The organism is Massiliimalia timonensis (assembly GCF_900186585.1).
In the GTDB taxonomy this organism is placed as follows: domain Bacteria; phylum Bacillota; class Clostridia; order Oscillospirales; family Ruminococcaceae; genus Massiliimalia; species Massiliimalia timonensis.
On the sequence record NZ_FYDD01000003.1, the window covers coordinates 390,994 to 410,358 of the forward strand.

Annotated in this window: 18 protein-coding genes; 15 read left to right on the forward strand and 3 right to left on the reverse strand. The window is 41.1% G+C overall.

All coding sequences use genetic code 11. The features are described from left to right. The first annotated feature begins 120 nt into the window (after positions 1-120). Both CIB36_RS03860 and CIB36_RS03865 read left to right on the forward strand, forming a co-directional pair. Positions 121-747 (forward strand): hypothetical protein, encoded by a 627-nt coding sequence (locus CIB36_RS03860; RefSeq protein WP_093988281.1) that lies wholly within the window; start codon positions 121-123, stop codon positions 745-747. A 13-nt stretch (positions 748-760) separates the two neighbouring features. Continuing rightward, on the forward strand, positions 761-1,072 hold the full coding sequence (locus CIB36_RS03865) for a hypothetical protein (protein ID WP_093988282.1): 312 nt from the start codon (positions 761-763) through the stop codon (positions 1,070-1,072). 290 nt (positions 1,073-1,362) lie between these two features. Here CIB36_RS03865 and CIB36_RS03870 read toward each other — a convergent pair whose 3' ends face one another. Continuing rightward, positions 1,363-1,611 (reverse strand): hypothetical protein, encoded by a 249-nt coding sequence (locus CIB36_RS03870; RefSeq protein ID WP_093988283.1) that lies wholly within the window; start codon positions 1,609-1,611, stop codon positions 1,363-1,365. 191 nt (positions 1,612-1,802) lie between these two features. Here CIB36_RS03870 and CIB36_RS03875 point away from each other — a divergent pair, with 191 nt between their 5' ends. The 9 genes from CIB36_RS03875 to CIB36_RS03915 all read left to right on the forward strand — a co-directional run bounded on the left by CIB36_RS03875 (position 1,803) and on the right by CIB36_RS03915 (position 13,079). Next, on the forward strand, positions 1,803-4,493 hold the full coding sequence (locus CIB36_RS03875) for a sensor histidine kinase (protein ID WP_229408177.1): 2,691 nt from the start codon (positions 1,803-1,805) through the stop codon (positions 4,491-4,493). After that, positions 4,486-5,184, forward strand: a complete 699-nt coding sequence (locus CIB36_RS03880) for a response regulator (protein ID WP_093988284.1) — start codon at positions 4,486-4,488, stop codon at positions 5,182-5,184. The genes CIB36_RS03875 and CIB36_RS03880 overlap by 8 nt, the downstream gene beginning before the upstream one ends. A 214-nt stretch (positions 5,185-5,398) precedes the next feature. After that, the gene (locus CIB36_RS03885; RefSeq protein ID WP_093988285.1) at positions 5,399-6,766 is read left to right on the forward strand and encodes a Na+/H+ antiporter NhaC family protein; all 1,368 of its coding nucleotides are present in this window, start codon (positions 5,399-5,401) and stop codon (positions 6,764-6,766) included. A 19-nt stretch (positions 6,767-6,785) separates the two neighbouring features. Beyond that, on the forward strand, positions 6,786-7,283 hold the full coding sequence (locus CIB36_RS03890) for a macro domain-containing protein (protein ID WP_093988974.1): 498 nt from the start codon (positions 6,786-6,788) through the stop codon (positions 7,281-7,283). Positions 7,284-7,540: 257 nt separating this feature from the next. Then, positions 7,541-7,618, forward strand: a complete 78-nt coding sequence (gene kdpF, locus CIB36_RS13715) for a K(+)-transporting ATPase subunit F (protein ID WP_093988975.1) — start codon at positions 7,541-7,543, stop codon at positions 7,616-7,618. 21 nt (positions 7,619-7,639) lie between these two features. Next, positions 7,640-9,418, forward strand: a complete 1,779-nt coding sequence (locus CIB36_RS03900; protein WP_093988286.1) for a potassium-transporting ATPase subunit KdpA — start codon at positions 7,640-7,642, stop codon at positions 9,416-9,418. A gap of 12 nt (positions 9,419-9,430) precedes the next feature. Then, positions 9,431-11,497, forward strand: a complete 2,067-nt coding sequence (kdpB, locus tag CIB36_RS03905) for a potassium-transporting ATPase subunit KdpB (protein WP_093988287.1) — start codon at positions 9,431-9,433, stop codon at positions 11,495-11,497. Between the two features lie 17 nt (positions 11,498-11,514). Continuing rightward, positions 11,515-12,168, forward strand: coding sequence for a potassium-transporting ATPase subunit KdpC (gene kdpC, locus CIB36_RS03910; protein WP_093988288.1), 654 nt, complete (start codon positions 11,515-11,517; stop codon positions 12,166-12,168). A gap of 20 nt (positions 12,169-12,188) precedes the next feature. Next, positions 12,189-13,079 (forward strand): hypothetical protein, encoded by an 891-nt coding sequence (locus CIB36_RS03915; RefSeq protein ID WP_093988289.1) that lies wholly within the window; start codon positions 12,189-12,191, stop codon positions 13,077-13,079. An 82-nt stretch (positions 13,080-13,161) separates the two neighbouring features. On the opposite strand, the gene CIB36_RS03920 is transcribed toward CIB36_RS03915, so the two are convergent. Both CIB36_RS03920 and CIB36_RS03925 read right to left on the reverse strand, forming a co-directional pair. After that, a complete protein-coding gene (locus CIB36_RS03920; protein WP_093988290.1) occupies positions 13,162-13,569 on the reverse strand; it encodes a helix-turn-helix domain-containing protein in 408 nt (135 codons plus the stop codon). Positions 13,570-14,214: 645 nt separating this feature from the next. Continuing rightward, positions 14,215-15,093, reverse strand: a complete 879-nt coding sequence (locus tag CIB36_RS03925) for an AraC family transcriptional regulator (RefSeq protein WP_093988291.1) — start codon at positions 15,091-15,093, stop codon at positions 14,215-14,217. Between the two features lie 157 nt (positions 15,094-15,250). On the opposite strand from CIB36_RS03925, the gene CIB36_RS03930 reads away from it, so the two are divergent. From CIB36_RS03930 to CIB36_RS03945, 4 genes are read left to right on the forward strand one after another with little or no spacing between them, the layout of a single operon-like run. Continuing rightward, complete coding sequence (locus CIB36_RS03930; RefSeq protein ID WP_093988292.1) at positions 15,251-16,513, forward strand: ABC transporter substrate-binding protein; 1,263 nt, start codon at positions 15,251-15,253, stop codon at positions 16,511-16,513. 49 nt (positions 16,514-16,562) lie between these two features. Next, positions 16,563-17,447, forward strand: coding sequence for a carbohydrate ABC transporter permease (locus tag CIB36_RS03935; protein ID WP_093988293.1), 885 nt, complete (start codon positions 16,563-16,565; stop codon positions 17,445-17,447). Continuing rightward, the gene (locus tag CIB36_RS03940) at positions 17,444-18,277 is read left to right on the forward strand and encodes a carbohydrate ABC transporter permease (RefSeq protein WP_229408178.1); all 834 of its coding nucleotides are present in this window, start codon (positions 17,444-17,446) and stop codon (positions 18,275-18,277) included. Before CIB36_RS03935 ends, CIB36_RS03940 begins: the two co-directional genes overlap by 4 nt. A gap of 27 nt (positions 18,278-18,304) precedes the next feature. Beyond that, entirely contained in the window at positions 18,305-19,066 is a 762-nt protein-coding gene (locus CIB36_RS03945; RefSeq protein WP_203226426.1) for a carbon-nitrogen hydrolase family protein, read from the forward strand. The last annotated feature ends 299 nt before the right edge of the window (positions 19,067-19,365 follow it).

Here is a 19,365-nt window from a genome sequence, read left to right on the forward strand (position 1 = left end):
ACACCGCCTGATCACAGAGTTTGATAAAAACTGTAATAGTTGAATATTTTGTCTGATTATACTATAATTTAGATAAATCAGGAAAATTTTTCCGTTTGCAGGATCGGGGGCTTTTTTGATATGCAGGATGATAGGATTTACATTGAAAAAAATTGTGTTCGTTACCATGACGATATTATCAAAATTTCAAATATCTCCAGAATGTACATCACAAAATTTTATAATGAGAAAAAGCATCAATATAACGAGGCATTGAGCCGGTACGAATACCATAAAAAGTGGCATGAAGATAATGAAAAGCAGAAAAAAAGGAATCGTGTGATCGGATGTATTGTTCTTGCGGTCGTCTGCTTGCTGGCAGCAGTTGTTATCCCTTATCAAAAGATCATTTCGTTTCCTCAATTTACTGGCACTAGCTTGATCGTGGCAGCGTGTATTTTTTTGATTTTCGCTGTGATCTTTTCCAGAAAGAACACGGCATATAAACAAGAGCCCCCGCAAAAGGAACCTTTTCCGGATACACACGGCCTATTTATTGAACTGAATTCCGGAAATTCTGTTGTTTTTACCGCTGTTGACGATATGGGGAGAGATGCTTTGAGATCCTTGCGCGACCAGATCAATAAATCCGATGTTTTGCGGGAAACAGTGACATTCAATATGGTGGACAATCATATTGAAGTGGAAACAAACGAAGGGGTAGTCAGCTTGGGAGACCATACCAAGAACACTGTAAACAGGAGCTGACCAGGAGGCAAAGATGTATATAAATGTACAGCAAAATGATGGAATTATCAGCACAGGCGGCTATGCCGAAAATAAGATCGTTCATAACGCTGCGGACAGTGGGAAGCAGCTTGATTGGAACAAGCTTGAGCAAGAGCTTCATGCTTTAAGCAGCAGTTCTGATGCGTCTGTCAAACAATTTGCTTTGGAAGCGGAAAAGGCAGTAGAAGCAAAAAATATGGGGAATGTAAAGGCCTGCCTGTCAAAATGGCTACCCTGTATTGGCAGGCTGATTGAAACCTCCTACTATATTTTAGAAATTGCGGATAAGTTTGGCTGTATTTAACAGCTATCTTCAAGCTGTGATATGAAAACAGGCGGCATCAGGATCGAAATCCCCGATGCCGCCTGTTTTTGCAGGCATATATGCTCTAATTGCAGGAATAGTTTTTGTACTGTAAGCAATGGCCTGTACTGTCTGTTAAATATGAACTGTGACTTTGTTTTTTCCACAGGATACAAAAAATGGACTGTAGACCTGAAAATAATAAAAATAAAAGCGCATTCGTTTATCAGCGAATGCGCTTGGTGATACTATCATGAGATCTAATCGTATCGCAGGGGAGGATCTTGGGGTCACATGAAAGAAGAGACCCCTAAAAATATCAGCCCAAGTACTGCGGCCACAAGCCCAACAGCTAGTAGCATTCCGATCGGGAAGCCAATAATAGCAGCGATCCAAAATGCAAGCGGATGGTTGATGAAATAGGTTTCCAGCTTTTCCTCAAATTTTACCTGCTTACTTTTTGATGGAAAAATCAGCCGGTTATCAAAAAAACTGCTTTTGCTGCAGTGATGTATACTGTGTAACTGTTTGGTTATCATTTCAATTACCTCTTTATCAACTTTTTCTGTTTCGCAGTATAGCATAGATCATGAAAAGATGGTGTTAGAGGATATTAAGCGCCATTAACAAGAGGTTAAGATCTATATTCTTAATACAATCTTAATGTAACGGATACCTTCTTTACATCATAAAAAGATAGAATATGGTATAATAAAAAAGAGTAAAAAGATTGGGTGATACAACATTGGAAAATAGGGAAACTGCTTACTATGCACAGGAAAATCGTCAAAAACAAGGGAACTTGAAAATCTTCTTTGGCTATGCGGCAGGCGTTGGCAAAACCTATGCAATGCTTGAAGCTGCGCATCAGGCAAAAAAACAAGGGATCGATATTGTAGTTGGGTATGTTGAACGACATATCAGGCCAGATACCCTTGCGCTGCTTGAAGGATTAGAAAAACTTCCGAATAAAGAGATTGATTATAAAGGGATCAAGCTAAAAGAATTTGATTTGGACGCTGCGCTTAAGCGCCATCCGCAAATAATACTTGTGGATGAATTGGCCCACAGCAATGCGGCGGGCTGCCGGCATGCCAAGCGGTATCAGGATGTGGAAGAGCTTCTGCGGGCAGGGATCGACGTTTATACAACGGTTAATGTTCAGCATTTGGAATCTCTCAATAACTTAGTGGCCTCTATTACCAAAATCGCTGTCAGTGAACGAATTCCCGATTCTGTATTTGACTCTGCAGATCAGGTCGAACTGGTGGATATAGAGCCGGATGACTTGATTGCACGTTTGCAATCGGGAAAGGTATATCGCGAAAACCAGGCTTCCCGAGCGCTCGATCATTTTTTTACAAAGGATAATTTAGCTGCGCTTCGTGAAATTGCCTTACGCCGTACTGCAGACAGATTAAGCCGGAACGCTCAGAAAAGCGGAAATGAAACTGCGGCTAAAGCAGGGGAGCATATTTTGATTTGCCTTTCAAGTTCTCCGTCCAATGCTAAGGTCGTCCGGACTGCCGCCCGCATGGCAGAGGCCTTTCACAGCGGGTTTACAGCCTTATTTGTTGAAACACCCGAAACCAAGGAGCTGAAAGGCGACAGCTTAAAACGGTTAAGGGATAATCTTCGTCTGGCAGAACAACTAGGCGCTCAAATTGCAACTGTTTACGGAGATGACCCGGCTGTACAAATTGCTGAATATGCTAAGGTAAGCGGTATTACTAAAATTGTTTTGGGGAGGACGAATCATAAATCCACAATATTTTTAAGGAGCAAGACACTAGCGGATAAGCTGACTAAATTGGCCGGTGATATTGATATTTATATCATTCCGGATGCCCAGCCCTTTTACAAGAAAAAATTTAATTTGCTGCGAAAAGAAGATCAGAAATTTAGATGGACTGATCTTTTGAAGGTACTGCTGATCACTCTATCGGTAACTGTTATCAGTTTTGGATTCTATATGGCCGGCTTTCGGGAAGCAAATATTATTACTGTATATATTTTGGGGGTCTTACTCACTGCGATCTGGACACACGGCCATTTGTATGGGGCGCTGGCCTCACTGCTCAGTGTTATCTCATTTAATTTCTTTTTCACGGCTCCAAGGTTTACATTAGAGGCTACAGATCCCGATTATCCGGTTACGTTTCTGATCATGCTGGCCGCAAGTATTATTTCCAGCACGTTGGCTACCCGTGTAAAAAAACAGGCGCGCCAATCTGCCCAAAGAGCTTATTATATGGAACTTTTGATGAACAGCAGCCAGAAAATGCAGCAGGGACGTGACGAGCAGGAAATTATCGCTCTTGCGGCAGAACAGGTAAGGGCGCTTCTGGACCGACCTATTTTATATTCTTTAGCAATGAAAGGAAAAGATTTGGAGTTTCAGGTTTGTCCCTATACAGAAACGAATAAATTGATCGGGACGATGAATGCGGAGGAAATAGGTGTTGCGGACTGGGTGGTAAAAAACAATAAGCACGCAGGAGCAACCACCAATACGCTCTCTCATGCGCAGAATTTATACCTGTCTGTCAGAGGAAATCAGGAAGTTATGGGGGTAATAGGGATTCCGGCAAAATATTATCCGCCGTTGGATGTGTTTGAGAAAAATTTGCTGATCGCCCTTTTAAATGAATGCGGATTGATCTTGGAACGCCGAAGGCTTCGGGCTGAAAAGCAGGAAATTGAAATGGAAACACAGCGAGAGCGTCTTCGTTCTAATCTGCTGCGGGCGATCTCCCATGACCTTCGCACGCCGTTGACCAGTATCAGCGGGAATGCCGGGGTCTTAATGGAAAAAAGTATTTTATTAGATGAAAGCAAAAAACAGGAGATATACAGTTCTATCTATGACGATTCTATGTGGCTTGTAAACCTGACAGAGAATCTTCTGTCCATTACAAGAATCGAAAATGGAACGATGCACCTCCGGATGAATGCAGAGCTGATCGACGATGTGTTTCGAGAGGCGATCTCTCATGTGGATCGGAAGGCCTCGGAGCATAAAATATCGGTAGAGCTTGCCGATGATCTTTTGATGGCAAAAATGGATGTGCGTTTGATCGTTCAGGTCATGATCAATATTATAAATAACGCCATTAAATACACGCCGGAGGGCTCCTGTATCTGTTTATCAGCCCAAAAGCAGAACAATATGGTGCAGATCCGCATTGCGGACGACGGACCGGGTATTTCAGATGAAGCCAAGTTGCATCTATTTGATATGTTTTACACAGCGGATATTGGCAAAGCAGACAGCCGTCGTGGGCTGGGACTGGGCTTAAGCTTATGCAAATCCATTGTAGACGCTCATGGAGGGGAAATTTCAGTCAGTGATAATCAGCCGCATGGCGCGGTATTCTCCTTTACATTACCTTTAGAGGAAGTGAATTTTGATCATGTATAAACCTAAAATTCTTGTGATAGAGGATGACCCTGCGATCACAAACCTAATACGGACAACGCTGGATACACAGAATTACCAGTATCATACTGCGAAAAACGGGACGGGTGCACTTTTGGATGCAGTTTCCTACAATGCGGATGTAATTATTTTGGATTTGGGACTTCCGGATATGGATGGAGTGGAAATTATCCAAAAAGTCCGGGGCTGGAGCAATGTGCCCATTATTGTGGTAAGCGCAAGAAGCGAGGATCAGGATAAAGTAGAAGCCTTGGATGCCGGGGCAGACGACTATTTGACCAAGCCTTTCAGCATTGATGAGCTTTTGGCCCGTCTCCGTGCCGCGTTGCGCAGAAGCAGGACGGATGAAACTGTTTCCCAGGCGCAGGCCAGTGTCTACCATAATGGTGACTTAACCATTGACTTTGCCGCTGGCTGTGCTTATATGAATGAAAAGGAAATTCATTTAACTCCCATTGAATACAAGTTGCTTTGTGTTCTTGCCAAAAATACCGGGAAGGTCTTGACACACAATTATATTTTAAAAGAGGTATGGGGAAATGCCGCCGCGTCTGACACGCCATCCTTGCGGGTATTTATGGCGACTCTGCGAAAAAAAATCGAACAAAATCCTTCTATGCCCAAGTATATCCAGACCCACATTGGCGTGGGGTATCGCATGATACGCCAATAAGAGAAAGAAATCTATAGATCCCTCTAAATAACACTGCTCACCTTTTTATAGGTGAGCAGTGTTATTTTTATGATGCAAAGCAGTTGAGAGCCGCCGGAAATAGGGACCACCATTCTGCTAATGGAATTTTAATGCCTGTAAGCAGAGCTTTATCTCCCTCTAATTCTATTAGAGATATAATAGGGGCAGATTTTCATAGAACTGAGGAAATCATATGGAATATGGTATTTTAACATTGTTTCCGATCATGGTCGTTATTGGGTTGTCTCTTATTACCAAAAGGATTTTGGAGTCACTTATCATTGGAACATTTATCACTTATATCATCGTTGATGGGTTTGATTTTGCATCAGGATGGATGGAGGCGTTCTTCCGGGTAGCGACGAATCGAGACCATCAGTGGGTGATACTAGTGTGCGCTTTGTTCGGCAGCCTGATCGCCCTGCTGGGAGCATCTCATGGAACGCTTGGTTTTTCAAAACTGCTTGGAAGACTCTGCCGGGGACAAAAGTCGACAATGCTTGTAACATGGATCATGGGTGTTCTGATTTTCGTGGATGATTATCTGAATATCATGACCTTGAGCACGTGTATGAGAAAGCTGACCGATAAACATAAGGTTCCCCGCGAAGCCCTTTCCTATGTTATTGATTCTACAGGGGCGCCGGTCTGTGCCCTTCTTCCTTTTTCTACATGGGCGGTATTCTTTGCGGGTTTATTCTATGCGGAGGCAGGGATCCCAGAATTAGGCTATGGCAGTGCGATCGATACTTTTTATCATATCATTCCTTTTATCTTTTACGCCATAGCAGCTGTGCTTATTGTTCCGTTGTTTGGGTTTGGAATGTTTCCTAAATGGGGAAAAATGCGCAAAGCATATGAGCGGGTAAAGGACACTGGAAAAGTATATTCCTCCGAGAGCAAAGATCTGAACTTAGACGAAGAAGAAGCGGAGGATATTAACATAAAGGGGAATGTTTGGGATTTCATATTCCCAATAGGCGTATTGATCGCGCTGACTATTATCCTTGGCGAATTGTTTTTAGCTTTGATCGCATCAATAGCGGTTTGTTTCCTTTTGTATATTCCTCGCAAAAAGATGACAATTTCTCATTTTTGCGATTTAGCCATGCACGGTTTCTGTAATATGATCCCAACCGTTGCCATTATCTTTTTTGTGTTTTTGATGCAGGAGGGGATGAGTGATATTGGAATCGCAGATTATGTCGTTCATGCCGTACAGCCGCTTATTAGCGCGCCGTTGCTGCCTGTCATTACGTTTTTGCTTGTTGCTGTGCTTAACTTTGGTACGGGCAGCGCATGGGGGATCCCCGCGATCGTTAGCCCCATCATTATTCCGCTGGCCTTTTCCATTGGAGCAAACCCTTTGTTGATCATGGGCGCGATCGTTTCGGGAGCCACATTGGGAAGCCATGCCTGTTTTTATTCTGACGCAACAGTGTTAACTTCTAGCTGCTGTAAAATGAACAATATGGATCATGCGCTTTCACAGCTTCCGTATGCAATGTGTGCCGCGGGATTTGCAGCGACAGGCTATTTGGCGTGTGGTTTTCTAATGTGACCTTATGGGAGAACTTTATATGAAAATAATACTTGGCGATATTACAAAAATAAAGGCGGATGCCATTGTCAACGCCGCTTCTGCTGATTTGATGCCACAGCCGGGAATAAGCAGCGCTATTTACGCGGCGGCAGACGGTGAATTACTTAAAATGCTTTGTAAAAGGATCGGACATTGCAGGATCGGGCACGCGGTGGCGACCTCCTCGTGCGGGCTTTCAGCGAAATATATCATTCATGTAGCAGGCGCAGGATGGTATGGCGGGAAAAAAAGGGAAAGAATGTTAATGGAACAGTGTTATCTGAATGCTTTGCAGAAAGGCTGGCTGATCGGATGCAAAAGCATTGCGGTCCCGTTGATTTTTTCCGGCGTCTGCCATATGCCCCGTGCTGAATCTATTGGCATTGCCGGGCAGGCAATACAAAAATTTGAAGAAAGACATCCGGAAATACAAGTCCTCCTTGTTTTATATCGGCGGGGGATCTATGAGATGGCACTGCGAATCTTAAATAAGTGACTGCCCTTAAAGGCTGAAAGCGCCGAACGCATTGGAGTCCGGCGCTTTCTTAATGCAATCTTTATCTGATATAAAAAACGCTAAGACCAAATTCACGGTAAACCTGCTACAATATTTCATGTAAAACCGAAGAGGAGGGTATCGTTATGATGGATTTTATCATGATAGCAATTCTGGCAGGCTGTGTTGGGCTTGTTTTTTTGCTGATCAGCTGGTGCCAGAAGCAAGTAGATCGAAATGAATAAGGAGGAAAGAACATGGTTGTTCTTGGAATTATTGTTTTACTGCTGGGTGCGTATCTGGTTTATGCATTGGTACACCCGGAAAAATTTTAAAACCAGCAGGAGGAATTTATCATGCTACAAATTATAGTAACCATTATCCTGTATCTGATAATGGTAATTCCGGTAGGTATTTATGTTTACCATATCGCAGCCGGAAAACATACATTTGCGGATCCGGTATTTGACCGTGTAGACGGCGTCATTTACAAGATCAGCGGTATTAAGCCGCAAAACGGGATGAACTGGAAAAAATACGCATTGGCGCTGCTTGGGACCAATGCCGTTATGATCCTCTTGGGATACATAATTCTGCGGATCCAAAGTATTGCCCTTTTTAATCCCAACGGGATCGGAAATATGGAGGAATCCCTTTCGTTTAATACGATCATCAGTTTTATGACGAATACGAACCTCCAGCATTACTCCGGCGAATCTGGGTTATCCTATTTATCCCAAATGTTAGTCATTACGTTTATGATGTTCGTTTCCGCTGCCAGCGGATATGCGGCTTGCGTTGCGTTCATCCGTGGATTGGCCGGGAAAACCAAAGATAATGTCGGGAACTTTTTCGCTGACCTTGTTCGCATTACAACGCGTGTATTGCTCCCATTTTCTATTATCGGCGGATTGCTGCTGGTTTGGCAGGGCGTTCCGCAGAATTTTTCGGGAAATGTTGTTGTGGACACCATCGAAGGCGTAAAACAAGTCATTGCGATGGGTCCTGTTGCAGCGCTGGAAATCATCAAACACCTTGGAACAAACGGCGGTGGATTTTTAGGCGCGAACTCCAGTACTCCAATTGAAAACCCAACCATTATTTCAAATTTGATAGAGCTTTATTCCATGATGCTGCTGCCAGGAGCGTGCGTAATTACCTTTGGTAAAATGGTCAGAGACCGTAAACGCGAGATCGCAGCAGCGAAAAACGGCGGTGAAGCAGAATCCGAACTTGCAGGGATGGGGAAAGTACGCAGAAGCTTTACCGTTTGGATGTACGGCCGTGAGGGCCGTAGTATCTTTGCGGCAATGGGGATCATCTTTGTCATCGGCCTGAGTGTTTGCTTCTGGTCCGAAAGCCAAGGCAATCCCGCACTTGCTGATGTCGGATTAAGTCAATCCATGGGGAGCATGGAAGGAAAGGAAGTGCGCTTTGGCATTGCGCAGTCTGCAATGTTCACAACCACCACAACCTCCTTTACCACCGGTACCGTAAATAACATGCATGATACCTTGACCCCATTGGGCGGTATGATCCCCTTACTGCATATGATGCTGAACGTTGTGTTCGGCGGCAAGGGCGTAGGCCTTATGAACATGATCATGTATGCAATTTTAGCGGTATTTATCTGCGGCTTGATGATAGGCCGTACCCCAGAATATCTGGGTAAAAAAATCGAAGGCCGGGAAATGAAGCTGACCGCCCTTTGTATCATCATTCATCCGCTATTGATCTTGGCGTTCTCTGCTTTGGCGGTTGGAACGCAGGCTGGATTAGCAGGGATCACAAACCCAGATTTCCATGGGCTTTCTCAGGTGCTTTATGAGTACGCTTCTTCTGCTGCAAACAATGGTTCCGGATTTGAAGGACTTGCGGATAACACTTTATTCTGGAATATCACTGCAGGACTTGCTATGTTCTTCGGGCGTTATCTTTCCATTGTAATTCAGCTGGCGATCGCAGGTTCTTTAATGAAAAAGCGTTTTGTGAATGAATCTGCCGGCACTCTGCATACTGATAGTTTCAGCTTTGCGGTGATTCTGGTGTTTGTTGTTTATATCTTTGCAGCGCTGACATTTTTCCCGGTACTTGCGCTTGGCCCCATCGCGGAACATTTAACCCTTTGGGCATAAGGAGGAACATATATGAGCAAAAAAAATCAGAAGCTGATTACGCCTGAAATATTTCGTCAGGCAATTATCGGTTCCTTTACCAAACTAAATCCCGTCTACATGATGAAAAATCCTGTCATGTTTGTGGTGGAGATTGGCTGTTTTATTACCCTGATCCTTTCCTTTTTCCCGGGACTGTTCGGAGATGTCAGCCAAGGGACCAATTTGAGACTTTACAATATCATTGTCTGCATAGTTTTGTTTATTACAGTTTTATTTGCGAACTTTGCCGAATCTGTTGCAGAAGGCCGCGGCAAGGCGCAGGCGGCAAGCCTGAAAAAAACGCAGAAGGATACCAAAGCCCGCCTGCTTATGGAGGACGGTACAGAAAAGATCGTTCTGTCCAGCGAGCTGAAAAAGGGAGATATCGTTATGGTCTCCGCTGGCGAAATTATCCCCGGTGACGGCGAAGTTATTGAAGGGATCGCTTCTGTAGATGAGTCTGCTATTACTGGTGAATCTGCTCCGGTAGTACGTGAATCCGGCGGGGATTTCTGCTCAGTAACGGGCGGTACTACGATCGTATCCGACTGGTTGAAGATTCAAATTACTTCAGATGCCGGCAATAGCTTTCTGGATCGTATGATCGCATTGGTTGAGGGCGCTTCTCGTAAAAAGACCCCGAATGAAATTGCGCTGAGCACTTTGCTGGTGTCTTTGACCATCATTTTCCTGATCGTGATCGTCACCTTATATCCTATCGGAATTTATTCCGGCGTACAGCTGCAGACTTCTACATTGATCGCACTGGCTGTTTGTTTGATTCCTACCACGATTGGCGGACTGCTTTCTGCTATTGGTATTGCCGGTATGGACCGCGTCACCCGTTTCAATGTCATTGCCACGTCCGGTAAGGCTGTGGAAGCCTGCGGCGATGTGGATACAATGATCCTTGACAAAACTGGTACGATTACATACGGAAATCGACTCGCGGCTGATTTCTTCCCGGTAGGCGGCGCAAACCGCAGCGATCTGATCCGCTGTGCGGCTTTGACCAGCCTGCATGATGAGACCCCTGAAGGAAAATCCACGCTGGAACTTGCTCGTCGTTTGGGAGATAATAGCAAAGACATTTCAGGTTCAGAGTTTATTGAATTTACTGCCCAAACCCGGATGAGCGGTGTTGATCTTCCCGATGGGACAAAGATCCGTAAGGGCGCCGCAGAAGCTATTGAACAGTATGTGAGATCACTTGGCGGCATGATCCCCGAAGATCTTCATGAACAGGTCGAAAAAATTTCCAGCTTAGGCGGTACCCCGCTGACTGTTTGCGAGGATGACCGGATCTTAGGTGTGATTTATCTAAAAGATACCGTAAAACCCGGCATGGTAGAGCGGTTTGAACGGCTTCGTGCTATTGGGATCAAAACGATCATGTGTACCGGCGATAACCCGTTAACAGCAGCTACTATTGCCAAAGAAGCAGGTGTAGACGGGTTCATTGCAGAATGCAAGCCGGAAGACAAAATAGACGTGATCAAGAAAGAGCAGTCTGAGGGGAAAATTGTGGCCATGACTGGGGACGGTACAAACGATGCCCCGGCGCTGGCCCAAGCAAATGTTGGATTGGCGATGAACAGTGGGACAACAGCTGCAAAAGAAGCTGCCAACATGGTAGATCTGGATTCCGATCCTACAAAGATTTTGGAGGTTGTAGAAATCGGGAAGCAGCTGCTCATTACACGCGGAAGCCTTACTACGTTTTCCATTGCCAATGATATTGCGAAATATTTTGCGATCATTCCTGCCATGTTCATGATGGCTATTCCACAGCTGAAAATTTTGAATATCATGAATCTGACAACACCGTACAGTGCTATTTTGTCCGCGCTGATCTTTAACGCCATTATCATCCCCTGCCTGATCCCGTTGGCTATGAAAGGTGTAAAATACCGCCCTATGTCTTCTGGAAAGCTTCTCGCAAGAAATATGCTTATCTATGGATTGGGCGGCGTGATCACTCCCTTTATCGGAATTAAAATCATAGATATGATAATTGCGCCTCTTCTGTCTTTGATGGGACTGGGACTTGGGTTTTAAGAAAGGATGCTTGTACTATGAAAGAATCAGTGAAACATTTGCTGCACGGTACGCGTCAGGCAGTGTTAGTCACAGTTGTGTTAATGTTAATTTGTGGGCTCTTATTTCCCTGCTTATTAACTGGATTGTCCGCTTTGATTTTTCCAGATCAAGCGGGCGGAAGCCTTATTACCGTAAACGGCCAAACAGTTGGTGCAAAACATGTAGGACAGGAATTTACCGAAGATTACTATATGTGGAGCCGTCCTTCCGCTTACCATTATAATGTCTATACCGAAGATGAAAACGGAAATCAATATTATAACGATGGAACGGAGTTCCCTGGAATTGGTTCTGGCTCCAATAACTATGCGCCATCCAATCCTGCGCTGACTGAACGTGTGGAAGCAGACATTGAAGCATTTTTAGAGAAGAATCCTGATGTAAAACGGGAAGATATCCCCACGGATTTATTAACTGCGTCTGGATCCGGTTTGGATCCTCATATCACCCCGGAATCCGCTGAAGTACAGGTCCCTAGAATTGCAAAAGCTTCTGGTCTGAGCGAGGACGAAGTGCGTCAGATCGTGGAAAACCATACGCAGGGAAAGGTTTGGGGCATTTTTGGTGAAGATAGAGTCAATGTACTGGAAGTAAACATTGAAATTGCGCAAAGCATGGGGATTTTATAATTTAGAGGAGGTTGTTTACTATGATGGAGATGCACATATTTCAAAAAGCGAAGCAGCTTGAAATTTCATCTCCAAACGGTGAAACAGCAGTAACGGCACAGAATCTTTTTGCATTCTTGTATGAGATCAGTGAATGGATTCAGGCCGAACCTTTCATATATCGCCGCGGGCATCCCCAAACCGATACAGTTTATGTACGGTATGATGATATTGTATTTGCAGAAGAGGATTTTTGGCAAATGTTTGGAGGGTATCTTACCTTACTTTATACCAGATGGAAAATCGATCTCTTCGGTACGGCGGATTTTTCACAAGAAACAGTATGGCTGACGCTGGAAGAAGAAAAACATCGGATTTATGCAGTTCAAAAAACACTTTCAGGCCATCCATCTGATGTCATACAGTCGCTTTGTCTGAGGATTCAATGTACTTCTCCAAAGCAGTCAGAAATTTTACAGGCGTTGCTTGCATCTGCAAATTGGAAAAACGGAGTGGCGGCTTTGGATTGGAAATATAGTTCATTCCTTTTGGAAGAAAATCTTGCGCTCCCAACACAAAACAGTTGTTTTTGCTATGGAAGTATACTTGAGGATATAAGATTTGAAGATCTTTTGCAGGCGCTTGATCTTCAGCAAAAGATCACTCTTTGGACGGACTTTTTAAAAGACGGCTTTGACCATACAGAGTTTGAATGGCTGTATGGCGCTATCTCCCAAGGTGCTGTAGGGAACAGGATTGAATGGGAGCTTTCGCTGCATGCGGCTATGCAGGGTTTGGGATATACCGTACAGGCTTCGCCGAATGATTTTGAATTGTACGACGGCTATGGATGCCGGCGCTATTTTAGCTTTAACAGTACAAGCTACGCTGAACGTGCCTTCCTGAAAATTTTATTCCCGCTGACTATATAAGCGTAACAACGGTCTGCCGATTATTACATCGGCAGACCGTCTTTTTGTATACGAAAGCCCTCGGATCATTCCGGGGGCTTTTTTACATTTTCTTTTTCAATATAGAATTTATGTAAGTAATGATAAGTTCCGCGTATTCAGAACCTGTCGAGAAACAGCAGTCTTGGAAATCTTTTTTCTGGCAGTTGCTGCATTGACTTAAGAGATGCTTTAAAGGGCACACATCTTGAGGGGCAGGTAATTCTGTAAACCCATATAATAATTGCCCGCTTGGAATGTCCAAGGCCTGCGCTACGCACCATAAAGTATAATGGGTAATATTCTTTCTCCCCTTTTCGATCTGCCATATATATGAACTACTTAGCTGAGACTGACGTGCCAGTTGCTCCATAGTCATTTCATTGGTTTCACGGTGCAGACGGACCAAGTTTCCAAGAATCTTCTTATTATCGTCAAATTCATCTATAATAATTTTACTTTTTTTCTTCATATATCTTCACCCCTACTTCTACAGAATATTCCAAAATTTGGAATATTTCAATAAGTTCATAATCAATAGAATTTATTAGTATCATTCTATTAATATTAATATATTAATAGTGATGAAGAACATGGAATCTCTCCCTTGCTTATAATTTCATTATACAGGGGAGATTTAAAAATTATACATTGATGTGAGTTGTTCCAAACCTTTTTATAAAATATAATATCAAAAAAGCCCCTAGAATCATTCGGGGGCTTTCTGTTTTGAATATATGGATAGTTTTTTAAAATAATTTCGGGGATAAAAGAAAAGAACCGCCCGTTTCAAGGCGATTCTTAACACTTTGTGTGACTGTTACGAAATAGATATCCTCTGAAATAAGGATTTCAGGTTCAGAATAGGTCTTTTTCATTTTTATAACATGATTTTTTATTTTTGGGATGTCTCATTCTTGCAAGAGAGACAATCCTAAAAAGTTGACTTGAATACCGGATTCTTGGTATAGAAAAAGAGGCCGAAACTTGGATGTCTTATTTTCGAGTTCCAAATTCCGACCCAATGTACTTTGATGGTTTCAAAGCCCTCTTTTTTGTGAAGATTCGTCAATCTATCTATGAAAATGCTAAAAATTTCTATACTTCTGACACAGGATCAATTCTTATATAAATCCCGATATTGACGTGCTGTCATATGGTTCATATGTAAAAATTCTTTACAGAAATAAGATATGTTCTCGAATCCAACATCCAACGCTATTTCTGTTATTGGTTTCGTGGTTTCTAAGAGCTGATTTTGCGCCATTATAATACGATATTGATTGATATAATCAATACAAGAACACTGGGTCGCCTGTTTAAATATTTTTGAAAAATAAGATTCACTGTAACTGGTGAGCAGAGCTAAATCTTTAATATATATTTTTTTCATATAATTTGCTTGGATATATTCTAATGCCAATTTGATTTTTTCGATAGCAATATTAGTAGTTAAGGTGATTTTCTCTTTTGGGGAAACTAGAATAATTTTATAAAGTAATTCAAACAACAATGATTTAACCTTTAATGAAAAAGCCTTGTCTTGCTTGACCATATTATCAGAAATCCTTTGTATGATTTCCGAAATCCCAGCCGCTTCTTCAGTGTCCGCTAAAATATGATTTGTGATCGGCAGCTGACATTCTTGAAGGGGCAGGATATATTGGCTATTGCAAATATCCTTGGAAGACGAGGCTAAAACAGATGTATTAAAAAGTACCGTAGTATTTTGGCTATCATGTCCAGAAATAGAATGCCCAGAGTGTAAAGAGCGAGGAGGGATAATTAAAATATCGCCTTGCTTGACATGGTATTTTACAGCATCAATTGAATAGATGCCTTCTCCTTTTTGAACAAGGCTAATTTCCATTTCTTCATGCCAATGTGCCGCAAGCTGTGTGCACTGAGTATCCAGAGTGGGATAGTATACTACAATTGGGAGCGAGGGGTTTCCGTGTCGAACGCCTTCTTTCAGGCTGCTGCTCAATAACTGCACGTAATCACCTTTCAGTTTTGAAATAACAGAATATTGTTAATTAAACGTAAAATAATATAAGATAAATTTAAATAAGAATAATATTATAATACTATAACAAGGATATCTTTGTAAAGGCCGAACATTCATTTAGTGTTAAAAAACTTGGAGGAGAAAAATGAAAAGATACTTTAATATTTTGTTATCTGTTTTGATTGTATCTTCAACAGTTATAATGACTACAGCATGTGGTTCAGACACAACAGATGGCGAATCAGCCAATGCAGGCAGCAAAACTACTATTGAATTTCTTAACCAAAAAAGAGAAAGTATTGATGTATTAACAAAAATAGTAGATCAGTACAATAAGTCCCAAGATAAAGTGATAGTGAAATTAAATAGTCCAGCAGAAGCAACAACGGTCATCTCTTCCCGGGCGGCTTCAGGTGATTTGCCAGAAGTATTTACAGATTGGCCAATGCAAGCAAATTACGGACAATATGTTGATAGTGGCTTATTGGAAGATTTGACAAATGAACCATATATGGATACTGTCAACGAAACTGCACTGGAAATCAGCACTAGACCCGACGGGAAAATTTATACTGCGCCATTAGCATTAAACACTTATGGAATATTTTATTCTGTAGAAGACTTTGAAGAGCTGAATATTACAATTCCAACCACTTATGATGAATTGATTTTGGTATGTGAAAAGCTACAGGCAGCAGGGAAAACCCCATTTATGTTTCCTGATAAAGATTCTTGGACGGTAGAGCAGGAATTCATGTTTAATACTGGCGTTTGGGATAAGAATTTTCTGGATACCTATCGGGGATGCAAAGAGGGATATATCACTTTGATTGAAGATGATGGAATTCAGCAGACAGCCTCCAGAATGCTGGATCTACGCAATCGCTTTGGACAAAAAGATTCTTTGGGAACCAGTTATGATGATGCAATTAGCAATTTTGCCACAGGAAAAAGCAGCATGTTTATGCAAGGCATCTGGGCGTTAGATCCAATTAAACAAGCAAACCCTGAATTTGAATTCAATGTATTTGCGGTGCCTGGAAACACTGCTGATGAAACCAGAGTGGAAATCGGCGTCGATTTGGCCTTTGATGTATCAAAAGATTCCAAAAATAAAGAAGCGGCTTTAGAATTTGTAAGGTACATGATGACACCTGAAACAGCCAAGTTGTATTCTGAAACAATCCAGGTTCCAACAGCAATAGAAGGAGGGAATGCAGAGTTAACCGCAATCGCACCTCTTGTTAAATATGTGGAGGAAGGGAAATCTTTTCCACAGCTTATGGGATTACACACTACAGATATTGCTACAAATGAGCCGGCAGTATGCCAGCAGTTAATTGTATCCCAAGACATTGATGAATTCAAAACATCAATGAATGACTTATGGGCCAATACGGAAAAATAAAAAGAGCCCTTAGAGGCTCTTTTTTGAATTCTTAAGGAGGTATTTCGTAATGCGAACCCCAAAATCCCCTAATAAAAAAATGCCATTTTATATTATGAGTTTGCCGTCATTGATCATGTATAGTTTCTTTTTTGGAATACCTGTCATATCCGGGATTTATTACAGTTTAACTGATTGGGACGGCATGTCTAAGGAGTTTAACTTTATAGGTTTTAAAAACTATCTCCATAGTTTCCAAGATGACAGATTTTGGAATTCTTTTCTGTTCACATTTAAGTACACAATCGTACTAGTAATCTCCGTCATTGTTATTTCCTTGATAATAGCGCTCTTATTAAATACGAATATTAAAGGGAAAGGGTTCTTTCGATCTATTTATTTTTTCCCTGCCGTACTAAGTTTAATTACTGTTGGTTTAATATTTAATCAGATTTTTTATCGAGTTGTACCTCAGTTGGGAGAACTGCTCGGAATAGAAAGTTTGCAAAGTAATATATTAGGAAATTCAGAATTGGCAATTTGGGGGATTTTGATTACAAATATATGGCAGGGTGTTGCTATGCCTGCAATTATTTTTTTGGCAGGACTGCAAAGTGTTCCCAAAGATTTATATGAAGCTGCAACAATTGATGGTGCAAATATGATTCAGAAGTTTCAATATATTACCATTCCGTTTTTGATTCCCATGCTAAGCATAAACCTGGTTTTAGTGGTTAAATCCGGATTGACAGTGTTTGATTATATTGTTGCGATGACAGAAGGTGGACCAGGAAGATCAACAGAATCGATCGCTTATATTATATATCAACAAGGCTTTCGACAATATCAGTTTTCATACGGGGTAGCTCAATCAATTATTTTACTTATTGTGATTGTAATGATATCAGTTATCCAAACGAAACTTTTAAGTAGGAAAGAGGTAGGGCAGCAGTGAATAAAACGAAATTATCTTTAAAAATCGTGATCTACACTTCTTTAGTGCTGGGATTATTATTGATCCTTTTTCCGATGTACTTAACCATAATCGTAGCGTTTAAAACTCCTGCCGAATCGGCAGAGAACTTTTTCTCTTTTCCGAAACAGTTCTATTTAGAAAATTTAAAAACAGTTGTTTGTTCAGATAATTTTATTTATTTTTTAATAAACTCGATTGCTATCACTGTCATTTCATTAATCGTAATTATTTTCTTTGTTTCATTATGCTCGTATGCAATTTCACGCAACCAAAATAGCCGCTATTTTAGATTTTTGCATATATATCTTTTGGCGGGGATTTTTGTGCCTTTTCAAGTCATTATGCTTCCTTTGGTTAAATTCATGAGCGGCATGAATTTAACCAATCAGGTGGGAATTATTCTTTTGTATATCACCCTAGCAAATGCTCAAGGGGTTTTCCTCTGTGTGAATTATTTAAAATCCATTCCGATGGAAATGGAGGAAGCTGCCCATATTGATGGCTGTTCAGTTTACCGGACTTTTTTCTCTGTAGTATTCCCCTTGATGAAACCTATATTGGTCACATTATTGATTATGGATGCTTTATGGATTTGGAATGATTTTCAATTACCGCTTATCATGCTGAATACTTCTTCGGAACAATGGACACTTCCTTTATTTCAATACAATTTTAAAGGTCAGTATAGCTTTGATTATAATTTAGCTTTTGCATCGTTTTTAATATCTATGTTGCCTATTATCATCGTTTATGCTTTATTACAAAAACACATTATTGGCGGCTTAACTGATGGTGCAGTAAAATCTTAAAACACTTCAGAAAAGAGGATATACTTCATGTCTACATATACAGTTGCAATGATGCAAATTCGCGTAATTCCTAACGCTCTGGAAAAGAACTTAGAACACATGAAACAAAGTTTAAAGCTTGCTAAAAATGCCGATATTGCCTTGTTTCCAGAATGTTGCGACCTTGGTTGGGCGAGCGCTTCTTCAAATGTTTTAGCACAGCCAGTTCCGGGCGGTACGACAACGCGGTTTATTCAAGAATTGGCAAGAGAATTCCATATTTATATTGTTGCCGGGATTACTGAAAGAGAAAATGAAAAAATATTTAATACTGCCGTCCTTATATCAAATACAGGCGAATTTTTAGGGAAATATCGAAAAATCAATTTAGTACAGAACGTAGAACAGATGTATGAAATTGGTGATAGAATTAGAATTTATCATACTCCACTAGGAAAGATAGGTATAAATATTTGTGCGGATAATCTAATGTCTTCCATTATGATTGGAGAAAGTATGGCAAAAATGGGAGCAGACTTAATTCTTTCTCCCTCTTCATGGGCTGTTCCGCCAGAAAAATTAAATAACATCTATGGGAAGGAATGGATCGAACCATTTACATATTTATCTCAAAAATATAATATAGATATCGTATCGGTCAGTAACGTTGGTCCGGTAATAGACGGAGCGTGGAAAGGCTGGAGTTGTATCGGAAATTCTATCGCTATAGGAAATAAGGGACAAAAGATGTTAACTTTAAACTATGGAGAAGATGCAGAACAGGTTGATCTTTTTCAATATGAGATTTAAAATAGCAAAATTTTCCTTATACTCGTTGCATACCATCTAATTATTGATAAAAATATAAAGTGAGCACATAAAAATACTAGTAATTAAATGCGACTAATATTTCTATGCGCTCACTTTATATTTTATTGTTATATATTATTTCTTTCTAAAAATAAATTCAAATTTTTAAAGGCGATATTTTTCGTGTTGTAGGATTGTCGATCTATTCGAGGAACTGTCAGAAATTTCTACACTTCTGACAGTAGAAAAAAGATAATAAATAAAAAATAGTATAGTGCAAGTCTATATGAAATACAACG